This is a genomic window from Altererythrobacter chaiwopuensis, assembly GCF_054957755.1.
In genome coordinates this window covers 1,842,263-1,864,765 of record NZ_JBTXJG010000001.1, presented here as the reverse complement: position 1 = coordinate 1,864,765, position 22,503 = coordinate 1,842,263, and the positions used below count along the sequence as shown (strand labels likewise).

Annotated in this window: 23 protein-coding genes; 12 read left to right on the top strand and 11 right to left on the bottom strand. The window is 61.6% G+C overall.

Annotated elements, in window-relative coordinates:
* Position 1: 1 nt before the first annotated feature.
* Positions 2–1,018, top strand: a complete 1,017-nt coding sequence (locus tag ACX2DJ_RS09215; RefSeq protein WP_462572207.1) for an aspartyl/asparaginyl beta-hydroxylase domain-containing protein — start codon at positions 2–4, stop codon at positions 1,016–1,018.
* Here the strand turns inward: ACX2DJ_RS09215 and ACX2DJ_RS09210 are convergent.
* Genes ACX2DJ_RS09210 through ACX2DJ_RS09200 form a run of 3 tightly spaced genes read right to left on the bottom strand, consistent with a single transcriptional unit; the run spans position 1,012 to position 3,709 of the window.
* Positions 1,012–1,872, bottom strand: a complete 861-nt coding sequence (locus ACX2DJ_RS09210; RefSeq protein ID WP_462572206.1) for a DUF817 domain-containing protein — start codon at positions 1,870–1,872, stop codon at positions 1,012–1,014. The genes ACX2DJ_RS09215 and ACX2DJ_RS09210 overlap by 7 nt on opposite strands.
* Positions 1,869–2,528, bottom strand: coding sequence for an immunity protein Imm33 domain-containing protein (locus tag ACX2DJ_RS09205; protein WP_462572205.1), 660 nt, complete (start codon positions 2,526–2,528; stop codon positions 1,869–1,871). Before ACX2DJ_RS09205 ends, ACX2DJ_RS09210 begins: the two co-directional genes overlap by 4 nt.
* Positions 2,525–3,709 carry a vWA domain-containing protein gene (locus ACX2DJ_RS09200; RefSeq protein ID WP_462572204.1) on the bottom strand — a complete coding sequence of 395 codons (1,185 nt, stop codon included), beginning with the start codon at positions 3,707–3,709 and terminating at the stop codon, positions 2,525–2,527. The genes ACX2DJ_RS09205 and ACX2DJ_RS09200 overlap by 4 nt, the downstream gene beginning before the upstream one ends.
* Positions 3,710–3,834: 125 nt before the next feature.
* Here ACX2DJ_RS09200 and ACX2DJ_RS09195 point away from each other — a divergent pair, with 125 nt between their 5' ends.
* Entirely contained in the window at positions 3,835–5,235 is a 1,401-nt protein-coding gene (locus ACX2DJ_RS09195; protein ID WP_462572203.1) for a methyl-accepting chemotaxis protein, read from the top strand.
* Between the two features lie 9 nt (positions 5,236–5,244).
* Here ACX2DJ_RS09195 and ACX2DJ_RS09190 read toward each other — a convergent pair whose 3' ends face one another.
* A complete protein-coding gene (locus tag ACX2DJ_RS09190; protein WP_462572201.1) occupies positions 5,245–6,123 on the bottom strand; it encodes an AAA family ATPase in 879 nt (292 codons plus the stop codon).
* Positions 6,124–6,300: 177 nt separating this feature from the next.
* On the opposite strand from ACX2DJ_RS09190, the gene ACX2DJ_RS09185 reads away from it, so the two are divergent.
* Together ACX2DJ_RS09185 and ACX2DJ_RS09180 are read left to right on the top strand one after the other, a co-directional pair.
* Complete coding sequence (locus ACX2DJ_RS09185; RefSeq protein ID WP_462572200.1) at positions 6,301–7,521, top strand: bifunctional alpha/beta hydrolase/OsmC family protein; 1,221 nt, start codon at positions 6,301–6,303, stop codon at positions 7,519–7,521.
* Positions 7,518–7,823, top strand: a complete 306-nt coding sequence (locus ACX2DJ_RS09180; protein ID WP_462572198.1) for a putative quinol monooxygenase — start codon at positions 7,518–7,520, stop codon at positions 7,821–7,823. The genes ACX2DJ_RS09185 and ACX2DJ_RS09180 overlap by 4 nt, the downstream gene beginning before the upstream one ends.
* Here the strand turns inward: ACX2DJ_RS09180 and parE are convergent.
* Together parE and ACX2DJ_RS09170 are read right to left on the bottom strand one after the other, a co-directional pair.
* Positions 7,820–9,796: a DNA topoisomerase IV subunit B gene (gene parE, locus ACX2DJ_RS09175; protein ID WP_462572197.1), complete on the bottom strand. Its 1,977-nt coding sequence runs from the start codon at positions 9,794–9,796 to the stop codon at positions 7,820–7,822. The two genes, ACX2DJ_RS09180 and parE, sit on opposite strands and share 4 nt — an antisense overlap.
* Before the next feature lie 159 nt (positions 9,797–9,955).
* Positions 9,956–11,125, bottom strand: coding sequence for a penicillin-binding protein activator (locus tag ACX2DJ_RS09170; RefSeq protein WP_462572196.1), 1,170 nt, complete (start codon positions 11,123–11,125; stop codon positions 9,956–9,958).
* A 39-nt stretch (positions 11,126–11,164) separates the two neighbouring features.
* Here ACX2DJ_RS09170 and rsmI point away from each other — a divergent pair, with 39 nt between their 5' ends.
* The 3 genes from rsmI (at position 11,165) to gshB (ending at position 13,453) form a co-directional block, all read left to right on the top strand.
* A complete protein-coding gene (rsmI, locus tag ACX2DJ_RS09165; protein WP_462572194.1) occupies positions 11,165–12,022 on the top strand; it encodes a 16S rRNA (cytidine(1402)-2'-O)-methyltransferase in 858 nt (285 codons plus the stop codon).
* Positions 12,019–12,369 carry a YraN family protein gene (locus ACX2DJ_RS09160; protein ID WP_462572193.1) on the top strand — a complete coding sequence of 117 codons (351 nt, stop codon included), beginning with the start codon at positions 12,019–12,021 and terminating at the stop codon, positions 12,367–12,369. The genes rsmI and ACX2DJ_RS09160 overlap by 4 nt, the downstream gene beginning before the upstream one ends.
* Positions 12,370–12,496: 127 nt before the next feature.
* Positions 12,497–13,453, top strand: coding sequence for a glutathione synthase (gshB, locus tag ACX2DJ_RS09155; protein ID WP_462572192.1), 957 nt, complete (start codon positions 12,497–12,499; stop codon positions 13,451–13,453).
* 113 nt (positions 13,454–13,566) lie between these two features.
* Here the strand turns inward: gshB and ACX2DJ_RS09150 are convergent, their stop codons facing one another.
* Together ACX2DJ_RS09150 and hemW are read right to left on the bottom strand one after the other, a co-directional pair.
* Positions 13,567–14,469: a tyrosine recombinase XerC gene (locus tag ACX2DJ_RS09150; protein ID WP_462572191.1), complete on the bottom strand. Its 903-nt coding sequence runs from the start codon at positions 14,467–14,469 to the stop codon at positions 13,567–13,569.
* A complete protein-coding gene (gene hemW / locus ACX2DJ_RS09145) occupies positions 14,466–15,617 on the bottom strand; it encodes a radical SAM family heme chaperone HemW (protein ID WP_462572190.1) in 1,152 nt (383 codons plus the stop codon). Before hemW ends, ACX2DJ_RS09150 begins: the two co-directional genes overlap by 4 nt.
* A gap of 49 nt (positions 15,618–15,666) precedes the next feature.
* Here hemW and ACX2DJ_RS09140 point away from each other — a divergent pair, with 49 nt between their 5' ends.
* On the top strand, positions 15,667–16,200 hold the full coding sequence (locus ACX2DJ_RS09140) for a CAP family protein (protein ID WP_462572189.1): 534 nt from the start codon (positions 15,667–15,669) through the stop codon (positions 16,198–16,200).
* On the opposite strand, the gene rdgB is transcribed toward ACX2DJ_RS09140, so the two are convergent.
* A complete protein-coding gene (gene rdgB / locus ACX2DJ_RS09135; RefSeq protein ID WP_462572188.1) occupies positions 16,201–16,830 on the bottom strand; it encodes an RdgB/HAM1 family non-canonical purine NTP pyrophosphatase in 630 nt (209 codons plus the stop codon).
* Complete coding sequence (rph, locus tag ACX2DJ_RS09130) at positions 16,827–17,540, bottom strand: ribonuclease PH (protein ID WP_462572187.1); 714 nt, start codon at positions 17,538–17,540, stop codon at positions 16,827–16,829. The genes rdgB and rph overlap by 4 nt, the downstream gene beginning before the upstream one ends.
* A 154-nt stretch (positions 17,541–17,694) precedes the next feature.
* Here rph and hrcA point away from each other — a divergent pair, with 154 nt between their 5' ends.
* The 4 genes from hrcA (at position 17,695) to ACX2DJ_RS09110 (ending at position 21,181) form a co-directional block, all read left to right on the top strand.
* Positions 17,695–18,738: a heat-inducible transcriptional repressor HrcA gene (gene hrcA, locus ACX2DJ_RS09125; RefSeq protein WP_462572186.1), complete on the top strand. Its 1,044-nt coding sequence runs from the start codon at positions 17,695–17,697 to the stop codon at positions 18,736–18,738.
* 17 nt (positions 18,739–18,755) lie between these two features.
* Positions 18,756–19,340, top strand: coding sequence for a nucleotide exchange factor GrpE (gene grpE / locus ACX2DJ_RS09120; protein WP_462572185.1), 585 nt, complete (start codon positions 18,756–18,758; stop codon positions 19,338–19,340).
* A gap of 8 nt (positions 19,341–19,348) precedes the next feature.
* Complete coding sequence (locus ACX2DJ_RS09115; protein WP_462572184.1) at positions 19,349–20,578, top strand: threonine synthase; 1,230 nt, start codon at positions 19,349–19,351, stop codon at positions 20,576–20,578.
* Between the two features lie 162 nt (positions 20,579–20,740).
* Positions 20,741–21,181: a c-type cytochrome gene (locus tag ACX2DJ_RS09110; RefSeq protein WP_462572183.1), complete on the top strand. Its 441-nt coding sequence runs from the start codon at positions 20,741–20,743 to the stop codon at positions 21,179–21,181.
* Between the two features lie 51 nt (positions 21,182–21,232).
* On the opposite strand, the gene ACX2DJ_RS09105 is transcribed toward ACX2DJ_RS09110, so the two are convergent.
* Positions 21,233–22,405: a PrnB family protein gene (locus tag ACX2DJ_RS09105; RefSeq protein WP_462572182.1), complete on the bottom strand. Its 1,173-nt coding sequence runs from the start codon at positions 22,403–22,405 to the stop codon at positions 21,233–21,235.
* Between the last annotated feature and the right edge of the window lie 98 nt (positions 22,406–22,503).

Sequence of the window (22,503 nt, the reverse complement as noted above, 5' to 3'; positions counted from 1 at the left end):
TATGGCCATCGACCAACCAGATCCTGCCTTTGACGAGGCCGAAGCTGACCGCAGGCTGCAAGCCAACCGGCGCGATATCATGGCCATGCTGGCCAAGGCCGATAATCTGATGTGCGCGGGCGATCACCGTGCAGCAAATGCATATTATAGACAGGTTGCTCGGCTCGCGGGCGAAGGGGAGCCCATCGCGCAAAGCGAATTGCTGCGCGCGCGCGATGCAACGCATTGGCTGGCGGAGCGGTTTCGAAATTCAATCCTCGATGGGTTGGAATCTCGCGGTATGGATCGGAAGGCGATGCATCCGCGCTTCGCCAAGTCGCTGGCGATCATGTTCGGTGAGCAGCAACGCGAACCCGTTTATGAGCGGTTTCCGCAGCTGCCCAACATGTACTTCTATCCCGATCTGCCGCATGTCGAATACGTTGATCCCGCGCGGCATCACTGGATCGACGCGGTCGAGGCACAGACTGATTCGATCCTGGCGGAAGCGCAAGTGCTGCTCGAACAGGGCCAGGGCTTCGGGCCCTATGTCAGAACGGCGACGGACAGGCCGCAAGGGGATGTCCATGGCCTGCTCGAAGACCCTTCCTGGAGCACTCTCGATCTGACCGATCGCGGCATCCCGGTGCCCGAGCGAATCGCACTGGCGCCAAAAACCTGGGTCACGATGCAGAGCAACGCCCCACTTTGCGACATTCCCCAGCGCGCACCATCGGTGATGTTCTCGCTGTTACGGGCACGATCGCGCATCCCGCCGCATACCGGAATGATCAACGCTCGTTTTATCGGTCATCTGCCCCTGATAGTGCCGGGGGATGGAGCACTTCGGGTCGGCACCAGCGAGCGGGCGTGGGATTACGGAAAGGTCATGCTGTTTGATGATACCGTGGAGCACGAGGCTTGGAATAATGCCACCGAAGATCGGTTGGTGCTGATCTTCGATATCTGGCGACCGGAAGTCAGCGAGGACGAACGGGCGCAAATCCGCGCGCTGTTCGAAACGGTCGATGCCTATTGAATGGCTGGTGGTTGCGGTTTTTGCACTGACGCCACCAGCACAAAGCTGATCAGCATCAGCAGATACCAGCTACCCAGCTTGGCCGGGCCGACCATCTGCCAGCCATCCTGTTGCCCCGGATAGTTCCAGGCATTGGCAAAGGTGGCGATATTCTCGGCAAACCAGATGAATAATGCGACGAGGCCGAAGCCGACCAGCAGCGGCATCCAGCGATGCACGCGGAAATTGCGGAAATGAACCCGCGTGCGCCAGAACAGCAGCGCGGTCGTTGCAAACAACAGATAACGGATGTCCACGGTCCAGTGGTGGGCGAAGAAATTGACGTAGATTGCCGCCGACAGGAGCCACGTCGCCCAGCGCGGCGGATAATGGCTGAAGCGAAAGTCGAAGATGCGCCAGACCCGCGCGATGTAGCTGCCGACGGCGGCATACATGAAGCCCGAGAACAGCGGCACTGCGCCGATGTGGAGCACGCTCGCCTCAGGGTAGGTCCAAGATCCGGCAGCGGTCTTGAACAGCTCCATCACCGTGCCGACTACGTGGAAGATCAGGATGACGCGAGCTTCTCGCCAGGTCTCGAGCCGGAAAGCGAGCATGCCCGCCTGAATGGTGATGGCGGCGAGGGTGAGGAAGTCATAGCGGTGGAGCGGCGCCCCAAGCAGACCATCATCGGGATAAAACAGGTGCGTGCCCAGCAGCAGCGCCAGCAGCAGGCCGCCGAACAGGCAGGCCCAAGCCTGCTTGAAGCCGAACAGCAGGAATTCGTAAAGCGCGAGGCGCCAACCGGTGCCCGGATCGAAGGCTTCGAGCCGATGGCGCACCCACTCGAAGCGGGTGTGGCGAGGTGACGTCATTCCAATTCGATGTAATCGCCGCGTTCGACATCCCATTGGAAGGTACTACCGATGGGACTGTCGATCAGGTGGATCCAACGGTCATCCTCATTGAGAACTTTGCCGAGCTCGATGTACATCGGATCTTTCCCGAGATGCTTGTCTTCGGCGATGGCTTCGTCGGTCCCGCGAATTCGCCAACCGCTGTCCGGCTCCTTGTCGCCCTCACGCGTCATGTCGGGTTCTTCGCGGTAGAAGTAATCGGCGTGACTACGTCCCTCGACCACGCAGGCATCAACAAAGCATCGCTGCCAGTACGAACGCCGCTCGGGTACCTTCGGGCGTTGCTTCCCCTTGATGTAGGTGCACGAAATTATGTGCGTGAGTGGGATGCGGACAAGATCGCCGAGCTTGATGGATGGCATGTCCGAGGGTTCGTTATCGAGCCGACCCACAATGAAGCCATCCTCGATACGCTGAACCATGACCCACATGCGTTCGGCGTGATATCTGCGCCCGCCAGCGATTTCGCGAAAGATGGCTTGTGCCCCATCACCGGGTTCGAGGGCAGCCAATTCCTCAGGCCATGGCATGTCGTAAGTGTAGGGCGCTGAAGCGGCAATCGGCCGGGGATCATCAAGTTCGATCCCCTCGGGCAGTTCGATCCCTTCACTCAATGCCCCTGTTTCCGGCTCAGCTCGCGCATGGCATCGTCCAGCCCGTCGAGCGTCAGCGGATACATCCGGTCATTGACCAGCTGCTTGAGCATCTTGGTGCTCTGCGAATAACCCCATTGCTTTTCAGGCACAGGATTGAGCCACACGGTCGCGGGATAGGTGTCGGCCACCCGCTTCATCCACACCGCGCCTGCTTCCTCGTTCATATGCTCGACACTGCCGCCGGGATGGGTGATCTCATACGGGCTCATCGCCGCATCGCCCACGAAGATCACCTTGTAGTCATGCCCATATTTGTGAAGCACGTCCCAGGTCTTGGTGCGTTCCTGCCAGCGGCGCTTGTTGTCCTTCCACACGCCTTCGTAAAGGCAGTTGTGGAAATAGAAGAACTCGAGGTTCTTGAATTCCGCATTGGCCGCGCTGAACAATTCCTCGCACAGCTTGATGAAGGGGTCCATCGAACCGCCCACGTCAAGAAACAGCAGCAGCTTCACGGCATTGTGCCGTTCCGGGCGCATGTGGATGTCAAGCCAGCCCTGCTTGGCGGTACCGTCGATCGTGGCGTCAAGGTCAAGCTCGTCCGCCGCGCCCTCGCGCGCAAAGCGGCGCAGGCGGCGCAGCGCCATCTTGATGTTGCGGGTGCCCAGCTCCTTGGTGTTGTCGAGGTTCTTGAACTCGCGCTTTTCCCACACCTTGATCGCGCGCTTGTGCTTGCTTTCGCCGCCGATCCGCACCCCTTCGGGGTTGTAGCCCGAATTGCCGAACGGGCTGGTGCCGCCGGTGCCGATCCACTTGTTGCCGCCCTGGTGGCGCTTTTCCTGTTCCTCGAGCCGCTTCTTCAACGTCTCCATGATCTCGTCCCAGCTGCCCAGCGCCTTGATCTTTTCCATCTCCTCTTCGGAAAGGAATTTCTCGGCCACCGCCTTCAGCCAGTCTTCGGGAATGTCGACCGGGTTCTGGCCATAATCGCTGAGGATGCCCTTGAAGACGCGGTTGAAGACCTGGTCGAAACGGTCGATCAAACCCTCGTCCTTCACGAAGGTGGCACGGCTGAGGTAATAGAATGCCTCGGGCGTCTGCTCGATCACATCCTTGTCGAGCGCCTCCAGCAGGGTGAGGTGCTCCTTGAAACTGGCGGGAATTCCCGCGGCGCGCAATTCGTCGACGAAATTGAAGAACATGCGCTTGTCTTAGCCATCCGCTTTGCAACGCGCCAGCCTTACTCAACTCCCCCTATCCAAATTAACCGGTTGCTAACCACGTAAGGTTACTGCGCTGGCTGAAGCTATAACCGAGGATCCACCTGATGAAGCCGATCGCGATCGATACCAACGGCGCAACAGCGCTCGACAGAATACCCGAAATCTGCGGGGATGTTACGGTTGGCTGCACCGATGTGGCCGGCATTGTCGAGGCGGTCATCCGTTCATCCGAGGCGCTGCGCGAAGAGCACACGGCGCTGCGCGGAACCGTTACCGCGCTTGAGGCTGATCAGGCCAAGGTGGCGGAAGCCAGCGACGAAGCCCGGCTACTGTCCGAACGCGCGATCGAACGCCTGGGCGAAGGCACCACACTGATCCATTCTTCGCTTGGCCAGATCAATTCGCTGCTCGAACTGGTTGAAGCGCTGTCGCAGCATGTCACCAGCTTTGCCGCCGCGATGGAACAGGTGCGGCGCAGCTCGAAAGATATCGAGCAGATCGCCGAAACGACCAATATCCTGGCGCTCAACGCCACCATAGAGGCGATGCGCGCAGGCGATGCCGGGCGCACCTTTGCAGTGGTGGCGGGCGAGGTGAAAAGCCTGGCCAATGACACCCGCAAGGCAACCGAAGAAATCACTTCGACCATCGACGCACTTGGCAGCGAAGCGTCACAGGTGATTGAACGGATCGAAACCGGCTCAAAAGCCAGCGGCGAGGCCAAGGCTTCCGTTGCCCAGATCGAACGTACGATCGTTGGCGTGGGCGAATTGGTGGAAGAGGTCGACAAGCAGAATGACCAGATTGCACGTTCGACCTCCACAATCAGCGATCATGTGGTGCGGGTGCAGGATGTGCTCGACAGTTTCGACAATGCGGCGCTCGACAACGAGACCAAACTGCAACGCGCGCACACGCGCATGGAAGAGCTGGAAATGACCGCCAGCGAGATGTTCGACCGCATCGTGCAGGCAGGGCTATCGCCTGAAGACAGTGCGATGGTCGAGGCGGCACAGGGTTTTGCGCACGAACTGGCCGACATTACCAGCCAGGCGATCGAGTCCGGCGAACTTAGCGAAGCCGTGCTGTTCGATAGCAATTATCAGCTGATCGAAGGTAGCAATCCCAAGCGCTATCGCACCAGGTTGTGCGATTGGGCAGACGCGCACTGGCGCCCGTTCCTCGACCGCGCCAAGCAGACCAACGCCCGCGTGATGGCCGCAGCCTGCACCGACAAGAAGGGCTTCCTGCCCACGCACCTTTCCGAATGGTCGCAAGCGCCAACCGGCAATCTGGCGCATGATACGGCTTTCTGCCGTAACGGGCGCATCATCTTCGATCCGATCGACCAGAAGGCGAAGAATTCTTCCGCGCCCTATATGATGGCAGTTTACCGGCAGGAAGGCGATGGCGAGCGCTATAAGGTCGTGCGCAATGTCTACATTCCGCTGATTATCAACGGTAAGCGCTGGGGCGATTTCGAGCTCGCCTATTCCTTTGGTTGATTCCCTGACTTAGCCCGGGTTGCGGCGCGCCATGAAGGCAAGCCGTTCGAACATCATCACATCCTGCTCGTTCTTGAGCAGCGCACCATGCAGCGGTGGGATCGCCGAATTGGGGTTGCTGTCCTGCAGCACTTCCATCGGCATGTCTTCGTTGAGCAGCAGCTTGAGCCAGTCGAGCAGCTCGCTGGTGGAGGGCTTCTTCTTCAGGCCGGGCACCTCGCGCAGCTCGTAGAAGATATCCATCGCCTTGCTGACCAGCTTTTTCTGGATTCCGGGGTAATGCACATCGATGATCTCGGCCATCGTCTCGCGATCTGGGAACTTGATGTAATGGAAGAAACAGCGGCGCAGGAAAGCGTCGGGCAGTTCCTTTTCATTGTTCGAGGTGATCACCACGATCGGACGTTCTTTCGCTTCGATCCGCTCATGCGTTTCGTAAACGTCGAAGCTCATCCGGTCGAGTTCCTGGAGTAGATCGTTGGGAAACTCGATATCGGCCTTGTCGATCTCGTCGATCAGGAGCACCGGCAGCTCGGGCGAGGTGAAGGCTTCCCAAAGCTTGCCCTTCCTGATGTAGTTCGAGATGTCATGGACGCGCTCATCGCCCAGCTGGCCATCGCGCAGGCGCGCCACGGCGTCATATTCATACAGGCCCTGCTGCGCCTTGGTGGTTGATTTCACGTTCCATTCGATCAGCGGCGCGCCTGTGGCCTTGGCAATTTCATGCGCCAGCACCGTCTTGCCGGTGCCAGGCTCGCCCTTGACCAGCAGCGGGCGCCGCAGGGTTACTGCGGCGTTCACGGCGACCTTGAGATCGTTGGTCGCAATATAGGAGCTGGTGCCTTCAAAGCGCCCTACATCGGACTGGGTGGTGGATTGTTCTGCCATCGGTTTTCCCTTGAAACTTTCCGTGCGCGTTAAGTTACCGAGCGGTTTGGTGCAAGGGTGTCGCTATGCAAGCTATCGAATTGGCGAGGCGAGCTGCGGTGCTATTGCCGGTTTGATTGAAACTTTTGCCGCAACAACCCGAATTAGCCACTACACCTGCGCCAAAGGAGATTGCCAATGCCGACCGAAAGCCTGAAGATCGTCACTTCCCAGGGGCACGAGCTATCCGGCGCGCTGGAACTGCCCACCGGGCTGGTGCGCGGGGCGGCACTGTTCGCGCATTGCTTCACCTGCACCAAGCAATCGAAGGCGGCCACCGCGGTAACCCGCGCACTGGCGCGTGAAGGGATCGCGTCGCTGCGGTTCGATTTTACCGGCCTGGGTGCGAGCCAAGGCGAATTTGGCCGCGCCGGATTCGCCAGTGATGTGGAGGATCTGGTTGCATCTGCGCAGTATCTGATCGAGCGGTTTGAATGTCAGATCCTGTTGGTGGGCCACAGCCTGGGCGGCGCCGCGGTGCTGGCGGCTGCGGCCGAGCTGGGGCGCGAGAATGTGGCCGCCGTTGCCACTATTGGCGCGCCTTCCGACGTTCCGCATGTGCTGCACAATATCAAGGGTGACCTGGAGCAGATTGAAAAGGATGGCGAAGGCGAAGTTTCAATCGGCGGGCGCAAGTTTCTGCTCGGGCGCGAATTCCTCGAGAAAACCCGCGAGGTCGATCTTGCAGGAGAGATGAAAAAATTGCGCGTGCCGTTGATGATCATGCATTCCCCGACCGATGAGATCGTGGGTATCGATCATGCCGGCAAGTTGTTCGATGCGGCCAAACATCCCAAGAGCTTTGTCAGCCTGGCAGGGGCGGATCACCTGCTGCTGGATGAGGAAGACGCGCGCTTTGCCGCGCGGATGATCGCGGCCTGGGCGGCGCGATACCTGCCGAACAAGGGAGCGCCCGCCATGCCGGATGAGGGCGTGGTGGTGCAGACCGGGAACGGCAAATTCGGGACCGAGGTGCATACTGTGAGCCATCGTTTCGTGGCGGACGAGCCGGCCAGCTTTGGCGGCGATGACAGCGGGCCAACGCCATATGACCTATTGCTGGCCGCGCTCGGCACCTGCACCGCGATGACGATGAAGATGTATGCCGATCGCAAACAATGGCCCTTCGCAGGCGCGCGCGTGCATCTCACTCATGAGCGGGACCATGCCGAGGATTGCGACCATTGCCAGAAAGAGGGTGAGGGCGTGCAGATTCAGGCGCTCTATCGCAAGATCGAGCTGCTGGGTGACGAGCTATCCGGCGAACAGCGCGAGAAGCTGATGGAGATTGCCGACAAATGCCCGGTGCACCGGACGTTGGAAGGGCATTTGCATATTCATACGGAGGCAGTTGAATGATCATGGTAACCGGAAGCGTGCAGATGATTCCTGCAACACGCGAACAAGCGATCGAGCTTGGCTGCGCACATTCACGGCGATCACGGCAAGAAAGCGGGTGTCTCGCCCATAATTGCATGGTCGATGCAGAGGATGTCAATCGGCTCGTCTTCCATGAAGAATGGGCTGACATGAACGCCCTCAGGGCGCATTTCGCTGCGCCCGCATCGGGCCAGTTCGTCAGGCAGATGTCGGAACTGGCAGCTTCCCCCCCGACGATAAACCTGTTCGAAGCCTCTGCTGTCGATGCAAAGCCTTTCTAGGCATCGATCAAGTCGCGATCCACGTCGCCCGCGTGGTTCTGGATGAAGTTGAAGCGGTGTTCCGGGTTGCGGCCCATCAACTCGTCCACCAGCCTTGCGACCGTTGCCCGCTGCTCGAATTCCTGCGGCAGGGTGATGCGGATCAGGCCGCGGGTTTCCGGGCTCATCGTGGTTTCGCGCAATTGCTGCGGGTTCATTTCGCCCAGGCCCTTGAACCGGCTGACCTCCACCTTCTTGCCCTTGAACACGCTTTCTTCCAGTTCCGCGCGGTGCGCATCGTCGCGGGCGTAGCGGGTCTCTTTGCCGCTGGTCAGCTTGTAGAGCGGCGGTTGGGCCAGGTAGAGATAACCGCCGCGCACCACTTCGGCCATTTCCTGGAAGAAGAAGGTCATCAGCAGCGTGGCGATATGCGCCCCGTCAACATCGGCATCGGTCATGATGATGATGCGGTCATAACGCAGGTTTTCAGGGTCGCAATCCTTGCGCGTACCGCAGCCGAGCGCGAGCGAGAGATCGGCGATTTCCTGGTTGGCGCGGATCTTGTCCGCCGTGGCGCTGGCGACGTTGAGGATCTTGCCGCGGATCGGCAGGATCGCCTGGCTCTTGCGGTCGCGCGCCTGCTTGGCGCTGCCACCGGCCGAATCGCCTTCGACGATGAACAGTTCAGTCTCGCGATCGCCTTCGCCGCTGCAATCGGTTAGCTTGCCCGGCAGGCGCAGCTTCTTGGCATTGGTCGCGGTCTTGCGCTTGATCTCGCGTTCCTGCTTGCGCTTGAGCCGCTCGTCCATGCGCTCCATCACGCTGCCAAGCAGCGCCCGTCCGCGCTCCATATTGGCGGTGAGGAAATGGTCGAAATGGTCGCGCATCGCATTTTCGACCAGTCGCGTCGCCTCGGGCGAGGTCAGCCGGTCCTTGGTCTGGCTCTGGAATTGCGGGTCGCGGATGAAGACGGAGAGCATTACCTCGGCCCCGGTCATCACGTCGTCAGCCGAAATGTCCTTGGCCTTCTTCTGGCCAGTGAGTTCGCCGAATGCACGCAAGGATTTGGTCAGCGCCGCGCGCAATCCCTGCTCATGCGTGCCGCCATCGGGGGTGGGCACGGTGTTGCAATACCAGCTGGTCGATCCATCTGACCACAGCGGCCAGCCCACCGCCCATTCGACGCGGCCCCTGTCCTCCGGAAAGTCCTGGCTGCCGGTGAAGGGCTGGGCAGTAACGCATTCGCGCGTCCCGATCTGTTCGGCAAGGTGATCCGCGAGCCCGCCGGGGAACTTGAAAGTGGCCTCTTCGGGCACGTCGTCACTCGCGAGCGAAGGCGCGCATTTCCAGCGGATTTCGACCCCGGCGAACAGGTAAGCCTTCGAGCGCGCCAGCTTGAACAGCCGCGCGGGCTTGAACTGGCGATCGCCGAAGATCTCGGTGTCAGGGGTGAATGAGACGGTGGTGCCGCGCCGGTTGGGCGTGGGGCCAAGCTGCTGCAGCGGGCCGAGCGTCTGCCCGCGCGCGAATTCCTGCGCGTAAAGCTGCCGGTCGCGGGCGACCTCAACGCGGGTGTGGCTTGAGAGAGCATTGACCACACTCACGCCCACGCCGTGCAGGCCCCCGCTGGTGGCATAGGCCTTGCCGGAAAATTTGCCGCCCGAATGGAGCGTCGAGAGGATCACCTCGAGCGTGGACTTGCCGGGAAACTTGGGGTGCTCGTCTACCGGGATACCGCGGCCATTGTCACTGATCGAGAGGCGATTGCCTTCCTCAAGCCGCACCTCGATACGGCTCGCATGGCCGGCCACTGCTTCGTCCATCGAATTGTCGAGCACTTCGGCGGCGAGGTGGTGCAGCGCGCGGTCGTCAGTCCCGCCGATATACATGCCAGGGCGGCGGCGGACAGGCTCAAGCCCTTCCAGCACCTCGATCGAGGATGAGTCATAATCGCCGCTCGACGCGGGTGTGTTTTCGAACAGATCGTTGGACATGACTTGCCAGTATCTCTGGTTGAGCCGGGCTTACAAGCTCGGGAAGAATCTTATCCTCGTCATTGCGCGGAGACCAATGTCGACGAAGCAATCCAGCTTCTGACCATGGATTGCTGCGCCGCCTCGCGGCGGCCCGCAATGACGAATCTGTGGTCGGGCTCAGTCGCTGAAGCGCGCAGGCGCCGGATCGACCACCTTTACATCGTCGGCCGCGACCTGGCGAACTTCCATTGCCCGCTCGACCACCCCGTTGGTGCCAAAGCGGAATGCCCCGTCAAGGCCGAGGAAACCATCCCTTGCGGTGAGGCTGCGGGTGGGGAAGGGGCGGCCCACGCGCCAGTCGCGCGCGATCCGCAAGGTCAGCAGCACCGCGTCATAACCCAGCGTCGAAATGCGATAGGGCGCACCGCCGAAGCGGTTCTGGTAACTGTCGCGGAAACGGGCAAAGCGCTGGCTCGAAACTGCCGAAAACAGCGCCCCGTGCAGCGCATTGGTGCGGGTGACCGCGTTTTCGCCGCTCCACAGCTCCGTGCCAAGGATGCGCGGCGAGCGCCCCGCGCCGTCTTCGCGCAGCGCATTGGCCCCTTGCGCGGCGAGCTGCACGCCATCGGCAATCAGCACGGTGTCATAGCCGCCCTTCTCACGCAGTTTGCCGGCCGCGCCGATCACTGCGCTGCTGGTGCGACCATAGCGTTCAGTCTGCGTCAAAAGCCCGCCATATTCGCGAAGTGCATTGCCAAGGGCGCTGGCCGCGCGATCACCATAATCGCCGCTGGGCAGCAGCGCCGCAAAATTGCTTGCGCCTTTCGAACGGGCATAGGCGACCGAGCGCGCGATCGACTGTTCGGGGATATGCCCCATCACGAACACGTCGCCCGAAGCCACGCTGGTGTTGTTGCTGAAGGAAATCAGCGGCACACCCGCCCGGCGCGCCTCTGCCAGCACCGCGGGCACATTGTCGGCCAGCATCGGCCCCAGAATCAGCCGGTTGCCATCCGCCACCGCCTTCGCTGCGGCACCGCGCGGGTCGCTCGACGTGTCGTAAGTGGTGATGCGCAGATTGTCCGCGCTGGTGTCGAGCACAGCCATGTTCGCGGCATTGGCGATAGACTGGCCCACTGCGCCGTTCTGGCCCGTAAGCGGGACGAGGATGGCGATGCGGTGCCGGGTCTCGTCTGTCGGCAGGGCGGTGGCGCTGGGTTCCGGCGTAGGCGTTGGCGTGGGCGCGGTGGGCGCGGGGCCGGATTTCGGGATCACCTGGCAGCCGGCCAGCAACAGCGCTGTGCCGCCCACCACAAGGTTGCGCCGATTGAACAAATTCCGCTTCATGCTTGCCGACCCCATATCCGCTGTTCCAAAGAGCAATGCGTGAACAACAATCGTCCTGAATCAGACCTGTCTGCACCGCTTGCTCATGGCCTCTATATCGTTGCCACGCCGATTGGCAATTTAGGCGATATAACGCTCCGTGCGGTCGATATATTGCGCCGCTGCGATGTTGTCGCCTGTGAAGACACCAGAGTCACGGGCAAACTGCTGAAGCATCTGGGATTTTCAAAGCCATTGATCCGCTATGACGATCACGCGAGCGAAGCAAACTGTGCCGCGCTGATTACGCGCGCAGGGTCAGAGGCCGTTGCGCTGGTCAGCGATGCCGGAACACCGCTGATCTCCGATCCGGGCTATCGCCTGGTCAGGGCCGCGCGAGAGGCGGGGGTGCCGGTCACGACCTTGCCGGGTGCTTGCGCTGCGATTGCCGGTTTGACCCTGTCGGGCTTGCCCAATGACCGCTTCCTGTTTGCCGGTTTCCTGCCTGCAAAGGAAAAGGCACGCGCCGAAGCGCTGGAGGGATTGGCCCAGATACATGCGACGTTGATATTCTACGAAAGCGGTCCGCGCCTGGTAAAGACGCTTAACGCGATTGCCGGGATTTGGCCCACACGCGGAGTTGCGGTCGCGCGCGAGCTGACCAAGCTCTACGAGGAATGCCGGACTGGCAGCGCCGCCGAGCTCGCCGAACATTATTCCACTAATCCGCCCAAGGGTGAGATTGTGTTGCTGGTCGGCCCGCCGGACGAGGCAACAGAAGAAATCGACCCGGACGACCTGCTGCGCGAAGCATTGGCAACGCTCAAACCCTCGCAGGCTGCAGCGCATGTGGCCAGGGCCACAGGGCTGGATCGCAAGGCGCTCTATGCCCGGGCAATGGAGCTCAAGGCCGGATGAAGCGCCAGCTTGCCGAAACTGCCGGCCGAAAGGGCGAATGGCGCGCCGCCGCATGGCTCAAGCTCAAGGGCTGGCAGGTTCTGGCGCAGCGGGTCAAGACTCCGCGCGGCGAGATTGACCTGGTGGTAAAGCGCGGCGGCGTAGTTGCTTTCGTTGAAGTGAAATGGCGCCAGCGCGCCACCGATCTCGATTACGCAATCGATGAATATCGCCTGCGCCGGGTTGCCGCCGCGGTCGAATGCGTCGCCTGCGACTATGCGCCCGATGGGGAAGACATCAGAATCGATGTCATCCTGCTTGCGCCGGGCGCCCTCCCACGCCACATCGTCAACGCCTGGATGCCCTGATCACTTACTTGCCTCGTCATTGCGAGGAGCGTAGCGACGCGGCAATCCAGAAACATTGAGCACGAGGCCCTGGATTGCTTCCCCCGGATCAAGTCCGGGGTCGCAATGACGAACGGAGAATCAAAGCTTGTCCCTGAGAATAGCCGTCCAGATGGACCCCATCGAGACCGTCAATATTGCTGGCGATTCCTCCTTCGCATTGATCGAGGCAGCTCAAAAGCGTGGGCACACGGTGTTCGAATACCATGTCGAATCGCTCACCCTCGACGCCGATGACCGGCTGCACGCGAACTGCTTTCCGGTGAAGGTGCAGCGGGTACAGGGGGACCATGTCACCAAGGGCGATCCGGTTCGGCTTGATCTGGGGCGCGATATTGACGTGGTGTTGATGCGGCAGGATCCGCCATTCCACATGGGTTATATCACCGCCACCCACCTGCTCGAGCGCATCAAGCACGAAACGCTGGTGGTCAATGATCCGGTCAGCGTGCGCAACGCACCTGAAAAGGTGATGGTGCTGAATTACCGCCGCTTCATGCCGCCCACTCTGGTGACGCGCAATGTGGACGAAGCGCGCGCCTTCATGGAGCAGCATGGCGCGGTGGTGATGAAGCCGATCCATGGCAATGGCGGCAAGGCGATCTTCCGCATTCCGGAAAATGGCGAAAACCTCTCTGCCCTGTTCGAGGTTTTCAACCAGACCTGGCCCGAGCCGCACATGCTCCAGCCCTTCCTGCCCGAAGTGGCGCAGGGCGACAAGCGCATCGTGCTGGTTGATGGCGTGGTCGCGGGCGCGATTAATCGCAGGCCGGGCAAGGGCGAATTCCGCTCCAATTTGGCGATGGGCGGCAGTGCTAAGGCGACCGATCTAACCGCCACCGAGCAGGAAATTTGCGATGCCATGGGGCCGGAACTGAAACGGCTTGGCCTGGTGTTCGTGGGGATCGATGTGATCGGCGGGAAATACCTCACTGAAATCAACGTCACTTCGCCCACCGGGATCATGGCGATCGACCGCTTTAACGGCACCGACACGCCGGGGATGATCTGGGACGCGATTGAAGCGCGGGTGGCAGCGAAGTAGTTCGTCATTGCGAGGAGCCGCGCAAGCGGCGACGCGGCAATCCATCTTCCGGCGCCTCGTTGAATGGCACGGTTGGAAGCTGGATTGCTTCGCTACGCTCGCAATGACGTTGACTACTTCCTCCTCGCCCTTGGATGCGCGTCGCGATAATTTTCCAGCATCACTGCCGCATCGACCTTGGTGTAGATCTGCGTCGAGCCAAGCGAGGCGTGGCCAAGCAGCTCCTGCAAGCTGCGCAAATCGGCCCCCGCGCTCAGCAGATGCGTCGCGAAACTGTGCCTCAGCGCGTGCGGCGTGGCGGTATCCGGCAATCCCAGTGCACGGCGCGCCTGCGCGGTCGCCTTCTGCACCATGCCGGGGCTGAGCGCGCCGCCCTTGGCACCGCGAAACAGGGGCTCTCCGGCGCCAAGCGGCCAGGGGCATTGGGCGCAGTAATCCGCCACCGCCGCTCGGGTGATCGGCAGCACCGGCACCATCCGCTGCTTGCCGCCCTTGCCGGTGACTTGCAGCACTTCGCCCAGCGGCACATCCCGCCCTTTCAGCGACAGCGCCTCGGCAATCCGCAGGCCCGAACCATAGAGCAGCAGCAGCACCGCGCGGTCGCGCGCGCCGATCCAATCGGCCGCTGCGCTCTCCCCAACAAGCTCCGCCAGATTGCTCGCCTCATCGGGGGTGACGGGGCGGGGCAGGCCCTTCTTGATGCGCGGCCCGCGCAGCCGCGGTGCAGCGGGATCGGGATCGCCGGCCTGCTGGCGCGCATAGGCGATGAAGGCCTTGAGCGCGGACAGCTCGCGCGCGGCGCTGGCATTGCCGATCCCCTCGGCTCGGCGTGAGGCAAGATGGCGGCGCAGATCATGCGCTTCGAGCCGGGCGACAGAATCCCAATCGCCAAGCTCGCGTGCCTTGAGCAGGCGATCGGCACAACCGAGATAGGCGCGCACCGTATGCGGGCTGCGGCGGCGGCTGTTGGTGAGTTCGGCGCGCCACATCTCCAGCATTTCTGCCGCGCCGCTCATGCGCTGACCAGCCCGTCAGCCACGATCTCGCCCAGCAGCGCATCGAGCAGCGGCATTCCTGCCGGGGTAAGGGCGATCCGCTCACCGGTTTGTTGCACCAGCCCTAGATCCCGGTGTAGCGCCAAGCGCTTCTCATCGACCAGCAAGGCACGGTCGATTCCGAAACGTGCCGCCAGTTCGGCCAGATCGATTCCTTCGGTAAGCCGCAGGCCAACCAGCAGTGCTTCGGAGGCCTGTTCGGCCTTGCCCAGTGCGCGCTCGTGACTGATGCCATGGCCGTGCCGTTCGATCGCGGCGAGGAAGTTCTCTGGCTTCTTGTGTCGCTCTGTGGCCGCGTTCTGTCGCCGTCCGTGAGCACCGGGGCCGATGCCGCAATAGTCCTGATAACGCCAATAGGCGAGGTTGTGGCGGCTTTGCTGGCTCGGCCTTGCGTGGTTGCTGATCTCATAGGCGGGAAGGCCTGCCGCCGCGGTCAGTTCCTGCGTCAATGCATAGAGATCGGCCGCGGGATCGTCTCCCAAGGGATTGAATTTATTGAGTCTTACATCGGTAGCGAAGCGCGTGTTGGGCTCGATCGTGAGCTGGTAGAGCGACATGTGATCAGTGCCGAGCGCCAGCGCGCGCTGCAATTCGGCGGACCATTGTTCGCCGGTCTGGCCAGGCCGGGCATAGATCAGATCGATGCTTACGCGGGCGAAATGGCGCTGTGCCGTCGCGACGGCTTCCAGTGCTTCCCTGACGCCATGCAAACGTCCCAAAAACTGTAAGGTATCATGCTCAAGTGACTGAACACCAAGCGAAACACGATTTACTCCCGCAGCAGCAAGCGCAGCGAAATTATCCGCCTCGACCGAGCTGGGATTGGCCTCCAACGTGATTTCGATTGCGGGATCAAAGCCCCACAAACGCTCGGCTTCTTCTAGCAATGCAGCGACCAGAGCGGGCGGCATCAGCGAGGGTGTTCCGCCCCCGAAAAAGATCGATTGCAGTTTCTCACCGCCCGCAATTTCCGCTTCGTGTCGCATATCTGCGAGCAGGGCTCGTTGCCACAGATCCATGTCAACTCCGTCGCGGACATGGCTGTTGAAGTCGCAATATGGACATTTCTTCAGGCAGAAGGGCCAATGGATATAGAGAGCGCGTGCCACGATGCGCCTATTTCACGCTCTGTTAAGCGCTGCAAGTCAAGCTGTGCCTATGCACAAGACGATTGCGACACTTGCAGCACTGGCCATTGCGGGGGCCGCCGCGGCAAATGGCGGGGGAGAACGGCCCGCCAACCGCTTTGCTGCAGAGCTGCTCGACAGCCATAATTCAGAGCGCGTGCAGTTTGGCGTGCCGCCACTTGGCTGGAGCCCGAAGCTGGCGCGCGAGGCGCAACAATGGGCGCAAGTTCTCGCCAGCGAAGGCCGCATGCGCCATGCCCCCAATGACGAGCGCGGCGGAGCGGGCGAGAACTTGTGGATGGGCAGCGCCGGCGCCTATCCCGCGCGCTTCATGGTTGAGGCATTCATCGAGGAAAAGCGCGCATTCCGTCCCGGCACTTTCCCCAACATCGCCACCACCGGGAACTGGCGCGATGTCGGGCATTACACGCAGGTTGTGTGGCCCGGCACGCGCGAAGTCGGCTGCGCAGTGGCCCGCAATGCGCGCGACGATTTCCTGGTCTGCCGGTATTGGCCCGCAGGCAATACCCATGGGGTTGAAATCAGGCGCCTCGCCGCGCGCTGATCAGGCGCCAAACTGGTCTGACACCAGCTTTGCGAAGGCATCGGCGCGGTGGCTGATACGATGTTTCTCATCCGGGTCGATCTCGGCGAAGGTATTGTCGCGGCCCTGCGGCACGAACACCGGATCATAGCCGAATCCCAGCGTGCCGCGCGGCGGCCAGGTCAGCGCACCCGCACACTTCCCTTCGTAAACCGCTTGCTCGCCATCGGGCCAGGCGATTGCCAGCACACAGTGGAACGCGGCGCTGCGATCAACACCGGGGCCAAGCTGCTGCAGCATGCCCTCTACCTTGCCCATCGCCATGTACCAGTCGCGGCCGGGATCGCCTTCGAACCATTGCCGCTCCGCCCAGTCGGCGGTGTAGACGCCGGGGCGCCCGCCCAGCGCATCGACCGACAGTCCGCTGTCATCCGCCAGGGCTGCTAGCCCCGATGCCTCGGCCGCCGCACGCGCCTTGATCAGCGCGTTCTGTGCGAAACTCGTCCCCGTCTCCGCCGGTTCGGCCAGACCGAGCGAGCCCGCCGAAATGCATTTGAGCCCATAGGGCGCCAGCAGGGCGGAAATCTCGCGCAGCTTGCCCTCATTATGGGTGGCGATCACCAGCGAGCCGCCGCCCAGCTTGCGGGTCATTTCACCGCGCCCATCTGTTCAATGAATATCCGGTCGCAGCCCATCCGCGCGAGGCGCAGCAAGCGCAGCAGCCCTTCCTCGTCATAGGTCGCACCCTCTGCCGTTGCCTGCACTTCGGCAATCTGCCCGCCGGTAATCAGCACGAAATTGGCGTCCGCGTCGGCGGAAGAATCCTCGATATAGTCAAGGTCAAGCACGGGCGTGCCGTTATAGATACCGCAGCTGATTGCCGCGACCTGGCCGGTGATCGGATCCTGCTTTAGATCACCCGATGCCATCAGGCCATTCACTGCCATGCGCAGCGCGATCCATGCGCCCGAAATGGAGGCGGTGCGCGTACCGCCGTCAGCCTGGATAACATCGCAATCGAGCGTGATCTGACGCTCGCCGAGCTTCTTGAGGTCAACCACGGCGCGCAAGCTGCGCCCGATCAGGCGCTGAATTTCCTGCGTGCGGCCTGATTGCTTGCCCTTGGCCGCCTCGCGCTGGCCGCGCGTATGGGTGGCGCGCGGTAGCATGGAATATTCACCTGTTACCCAGCCTTCGCCCTTGCCGCGCAGCCATGGCGGAACGTTGCGTTCGACACTGGCGGTGCACAGCACCCGCGTATCGCCAAAGCTGATCAGGCACGAGCCTTCAGCATGCTTGGTGAAGCCGGTTTCGATGGTGATAGCGCGCATCTCGTCGGGTGCGCGGCCGGATGGTCGCATGAAGATCTCCAGTTATTATCCAGACCCGTTCGCCCTGAGCCTGTCGAAGGGCCGTTTTCAATTCTCTGACTGCGCTAAAGGAAAAGACAGTGCTTCGACAAGCTCAGCACGAACGGAAATTGAGTATGAGCAAAAAAAACCCTACCTGTTGCGCATGTCTTCACCATCCATTTCCGAACTGACCGAACGGGCGCGCGAGATTTTTCGCGTGGTGGTGGAAGGCTATCTTGAAAGCGGGCAGCCGGTTGGTTCGAAAACCCTGGCAAGCGAGGGCATGCTGAACCTGTCACCGGCCTCGATCCGCGCGGTGCTGGCAGATCTCGAGACCGCGGGCCTGCTTGCGGCTCCGCATACCAGCGCCGGGCGGATGCCGACCGAAAGCGGCCTCAGGCTGTTCGTCGATGGCATTATGCGCGTGGCCGAGCCGACCCCTGAAGAGCGCGCGGCTATCGAAGGGCGATTGTCAGAGGGCGGCCCGATCGAACAGGCGCTTGAGCAGACCAGCGCAATGCTGAGCGATCTTTCCGGTGCCGCAGGCATGGTGATGGTGCCCACGCGCGAACAGCGCCTGGCGCAGTTCAGCCTGGTCAATCTGGGGCAAGGAAGGGCGCTTGCAGTATTGGTGAGCGAAGATGGCTCGATCGAAAATCGCGTGCTTGAATTGGGTGGGGCGCTAACACCCGGAACGCTAGAGCAGGCAAGCAATTACATTACCGCGCGGCTTGCGGGACGCACGCTGGCAGAAGCTGCGCGGGCGATTTCGCGCGAGATTGCCGCAGGCCGGACGCAACTCGATGACGCCAGCCGCGAGCTGGTCGAACGCGGATTGGCGATCTGGAGCAAGGATGCCTCGCAACGCCCGGTGCTTATCGTGCGCGGCCAGGCCAACCTTCTGGACGAGGCTGCGCTCGGTGATATCGAGCGCGTCCGCAGCCTGATAGAGGATCTTGAAAGCAAACAATCGGTCGCCGAATTGCTGGAAACCGCGCGCGAGGCCGAGGCTACACGGATTTTCATTGGTAGCGAGAATCGCTTGTTCGCACTTTCGGGGTCGTCGGTAATCGCCTCACCCTATCGCGACCGCGAGGGTAGAGTGGTGGGTGTGCTGGGGGTGATCGGGCCGACGCGGTTGAATTACGCGCGCGTGATCCCCATGGTGGATTTGACCGCCCGCTCACTGGGCAAGCTTATCGGATAGCTTTGGAACATTACGACATGATCGATAACGATAAATCGCAGGACGATGCGGTAGAGAAAGAATTGGCAGGCGTACCCGAGGAGTTCCTCGACAAGTCGGATGCTGAAACCGCCCAGGAAGAAACCAGCAGCCTCGACAAGGCGCTCGATCGCCTGCGCGAGGATCTGGAGGTGGCCAAGCAGGAAGTGCTCTACGCGAAGGCAGAGACGCAGAATGTCCGGCGCCGGATGGAAAAGGATATCCAGGACGCACGCGCCTATGCGGCGACCGGTTTTGCCCGCGACGTGCTGAGCGTTTCAGACAATCTCGAGCGAGCTATAGCAGCGATCCCGCAATCCCTGCGCGAAGACGACAAGATGAAGGCGCTGGTCACCGGGATCGAGGCAACCCAGCGCGAACTGGCCAAGGTGTTCGGCCAGCACGGCATCACGCGGATCGCTTCGGTCGGCCTGCCGCTTGATCCCAACCAGCATCAGGCGATGATGGAGATCCCGACTGAAGAGCACGAAGCCGGAACTATCGTGCAGGAAATGCAATCGGGATTCATGATCAAGGACAGGCTGCTGCGCCCCGCCATGGTGGGCGTGGCGAAAAAGCCCTGAAGGGTGCCATGCCGCTGAACGGCAATCTGTTGGGCGAACGCCAGACGTTCGTGACCCATCTGGAATGTTCCTACACTGGAGAGCGATATGATGCGGACCGGCTGCACGGGCTTTCCGCAGCCGGGCGTCCGCTGCTGGTGCGCTATGACCTTGAAGCTGCGGGCAAGGCTTTGCCGCGTGACCGGCTTTGCGCAAGGCCCACCGATCTTTGGCGCTGGCGCGAATTGCTGCCAGTTCGCCATACTGCCAGCATTGTCAGCCTGGGCGAGATCGAAACGCCGCTGATCGCGATCCCGCAATCAGGTGGTGCCAACGTGCTGGTCAAGGATGAGGGGCGCCTCCCCACCGGCAGCTTCAAGGCGCGCGGGCTGGTGATGGCAGTGGCAATGGCAAAGGAACTGGGCGTGACCCGTATTGCCATGCCCACCAACGGCAATGCCGGCGCGGCGCTGGCGGCCTATGCCACGCGCGCGGGCATTGAAACGGTGGTGTTCTGCCCTTCGGACACGCCGGATGTGAATGTGTGCGAGATCGCCGCGCAAGGCGCGCGGGTATATCGCGTCAACGGACTTATCGATGAGTGCGGCGCGATTGTAGGCAAAGGCGCAAGCGAAGGGCTGTGGTTCGATTTCTCGACCCTGAAAGAACCCTATCGGATAGAAGGCAAGAAAACGATGGGGCTGGAGCTGGCGGCGCAGCTGGGCTGGCGCCTGCCCAAGGCGATTTTCTATCCCACCGGTGGCGGAACCGGCCTGATCGGCATGTGGAAAGCGTTCGATGAGCTCGAACAATTGGGCTGGATCGGGCCTGACCGCCCCAAGATGTTTGCCGTGCAGGCGAGTGGATGCGCGCCCATCGTAAAGGCGTTTGAAGCGGGTGAGGAACATGCCGAACGGTGGGAAAATGCGCATACTGTGGCGGCCGGCATTCGCGTGCCCAAGGCGGTAGGCGATTTCCTGATCCTGCGCGCGGTGCGCGAAAGTGGCGGCAGGGCCATTGCGGTCGACGAGGATGCCATCATCGCGGCCACGGCCGACAGCGCGGCACGCGATGGCCTGCTGCTGTGCCCGGAAGGCGGGGCCACACTTGCGGCCTATCGCAAGGCACTGAGCGAGGGATGGGTTGAAACCGGCGATGAGGTGGTTCTGTTCAATTGCGCCACCGGCCTCAAATATCCGATTGCCGACAATTCCGCTCTGCTCGACAAGGATGCGCTGCCCGATCTGGTGACACTTTAGCGGCTCGGACGCGAAATTTGACGTTCGAACAAGGCTGTGCCCTGTTTGTCGAGCGGGACTTTGCAGCGCAAGTTTGCTCCGTCATTCCGTGAACGACGGACTGGAGGAAATGTGATGCATTCATTGGCAAGTCTTGGAGTTGCGGCCATAGCCCTCGCATCGGTGGCGGGATTTTCCACCCAGGCACAGGAAGGCGCGGCTGACGTGCCCGCTCAAGCGCAGGTGAGCATGTCAGCCACGGAAGTGGTTGCCGCGCGTCGCGCAGCCTATTTCCTCTCCACGCAGGCGGTCGGGCAGATCAAGGGCGCGCTTGCCGAGGGCGGCGATCTGAAACGCGCCGTGGGCGGGGCGAAAATGCTGGCCAATTGGGCGCAGGTGCTGCCCACCATGTTCCCCGAAGGCACCAATATCGAGGGTTCGCGCGCACTCGACACGGTATGGAGCGATCGTGCGGGCTTTGAAGCAAAGGCGGCAGCCTATCGCGATGCCGCGCTGGAACTTGCGCGCGTGGCCGAAACCGGCGACCGCGAAGGCAGCGACGCTGCGTTCAAGGCGATGGCAGGCACCTGCCACGCCTGCCACGAAGCCTATCGCGAAGAGTAAGGCCCCGGCCTGGCGCATTTACACCGGGCCGGAGCCAAACCTCGATATCGTTCAGGAACCCGAGATCACCTGATCGCGGTTCTCGTCGCGGTGTTTCTTGAGATATTTCATGAATGGCGTGCCGCCGGTGCCGACATCGGGGTCGTTTCCGGCGTTCGAGCCCATCTGCTTGTTGATGTAGCTCGCCGCATATTCAAGGTGGCGCGTGCGGAAGCGCGCCGATTGCTCGAGGCAGGCATTGAAGGCGTCCTTGAGCGAAGATGAGTCAGAGGCGCTCACGAAATCCCGCAATGTCGATTGCGCGGCCAGATCCTCGATGAAGCGTCGGTGCGGAAGCGGGCGATAATGGTGCAATTCGTCAAGGAAGGATTTCAGCGGATCGTCGCTGTGGCCCACTTGGAACAGCGCATCCATCGCCGGCACGATGCTTGACTGGCTGCCGGTTTGCCCGCGCAGGGCCTGCGGCTTGCCGCCATATTTCTCGACACCTTCATAGATCAGCCCGCCATCCGCAAGCGCCGGATTATTGGCCCAGCCGTGGATATAGGGACGCACACGGTTGAAATAGATATAGGGATCGCAGCGTTCGCCCATACGCGCGAAATGGCCGTAGATCCGCTCCCATGCGGCGTCCATTTCGGCCAGTAGGCGTTCCGCTTCGGCTTCATCGCCTTGCCGGGCAAGGCTCACCAGCCGGGCCGCATTGTCGAGCAGCACGCCTGCTTCCGCTTCGATCGCGACATGGATCATCACGAACCAGTTCTCGTCATCCCCGCCAAGGAAGTTCTGGAACATGTAGATATTGTCGAGCGCGATAGGGCCGGATTTGTCGAGCCGTGCCCAGTTGTCGAGCACATAGGCGGAATAGGGCAGCAGCGGCGCCTGCCCGAGGCGGTCGGCAATCGCAACGATCGGGCGGGCAAGATCGGCGGGGAGACATTCGGGCGGTGTCGCTTCGCCCCAGGCATAGGCTTGCACGAGAAACGAATAATGCACCATCGCGGTGCGGATTTCTGGTTCGGGGGCTTCCACCGCCCATTCTTCCAGCTGCGGATCCGCAAGCTGGGCAAGCCAGTGGCGCACGCGCCCGCTTGATAGCAATGCCGACAGATTGGCCGAAGCCTGCCTCACGCCATCGAATTGGGAGGGCAGCTTGATCTCGTCGATTTCGTAATGCGAAAGGAAGCCGCGCTCGCGGCTCAAACCGTAGTCCTTGATCTCCATGTGAGTGACTCATTGGCCAGGCGCGGGTTGGGCCGCCTGGACAGTCGAACTGGTATCAATTGAAACTGGATCACTCAAGCGCTGCGAGTGGAAAAACG

Bases quoted from the DNA above. Each gene is read 5' to 3' on its own strand.
- ACX2DJ_RS09215 (WP_462572207.1), top strand. From the start codon at position 2: ATGGCCATCGACCAACCAGATCCTGCCTTTGACGAGGCCGAAGCTGAC.
- ACX2DJ_RS09210 (WP_462572206.1), bottom strand. From the start codon at position 1,872: ATGACGTCACCTCGCCACACCCGCTTCGAGTGGGTGCGCCATCGGCTC.
- ACX2DJ_RS09200 (WP_462572204.1), bottom strand. From the start codon at position 3,709: ATGTTCTTCAATTTCGTCGACGAATTGCGCGCCGCGGGAATTCCCGCC.
- ACX2DJ_RS09195 (WP_462572203.1), top strand. From the start codon at position 3,835: ATGAAGCCGATCGCGATCGATACCAACGGCGCAACAGCGCTCGACAGA.
- ACX2DJ_RS09190 (WP_462572201.1), bottom strand. From the start codon at position 6,123: ATGGCAGAACAATCCACCACCCAGTCCGATGTAGGGCGCTTTGAAGGC.
- ACX2DJ_RS09185 (WP_462572200.1), top strand. From the start codon at position 6,301: ATGCCGACCGAAAGCCTGAAGATCGTCACTTCCCAGGGGCACGAGCTA.
- ACX2DJ_RS09180 (WP_462572198.1), top strand. From the start codon at position 7,518: ATGATCATGGTAACCGGAAGCGTGCAGATGATTCCTGCAACACGCGAA.
- parE (WP_462572197.1), bottom strand. From the start codon at position 9,796: ATGTCCAACGATCTGTTCGAAAACACACCCGCGTCGAGCGGCGATTAT.
- ACX2DJ_RS09170 (WP_462572196.1), bottom strand. From the start codon at position 11,125: ATGAAGCGGAATTTGTTCAATCGGCGCAACCTTGTGGTGGGCGGCACA.
- ACX2DJ_RS09160 (WP_462572193.1), top strand. From the start codon at position 12,019: ATGAAGCGCCAGCTTGCCGAAACTGCCGGCCGAAAGGGCGAATGGCGC.
- ACX2DJ_RS09150 (WP_462572191.1), bottom strand. From the start codon at position 14,469: ATGAGCGGCGCGGCAGAAATGCTGGAGATGTGGCGCGCCGAACTCACC.
- ACX2DJ_RS09140 (WP_462572189.1), top strand. From the start codon at position 15,667: ATGCACAAGACGATTGCGACACTTGCAGCACTGGCCATTGCGGGGGCC.
- rdgB (WP_462572188.1), bottom strand. From the start codon at position 16,830: ATGACCCGCAAGCTGGGCGGCGGCTCGCTGGTGATCGCCACCCATAAT.
- rph (WP_462572187.1), bottom strand. From the start codon at position 17,540: ATGCGACCATCCGGCCGCGCACCCGACGAGATGCGCGCTATCACCATC.
- hrcA (WP_462572186.1), top strand. From the start codon at position 17,695: ATGTCTTCACCATCCATTTCCGAACTGACCGAACGGGCGCGCGAGATT.
- grpE (WP_462572185.1), top strand. From the start codon at position 18,756: ATGATCGATAACGATAAATCGCAGGACGATGCGGTAGAGAAAGAATTG.
- ACX2DJ_RS09115 (WP_462572184.1), top strand. From the start codon at position 19,349: ATGCCGCTGAACGGCAATCTGTTGGGCGAACGCCAGACGTTCGTGACC.
- ACX2DJ_RS09105 (WP_462572182.1), bottom strand. From the start codon at position 22,405: ATGGAGATCAAGGACTACGGTTTGAGCCGCGAGCGCGGCTTCCTTTCG.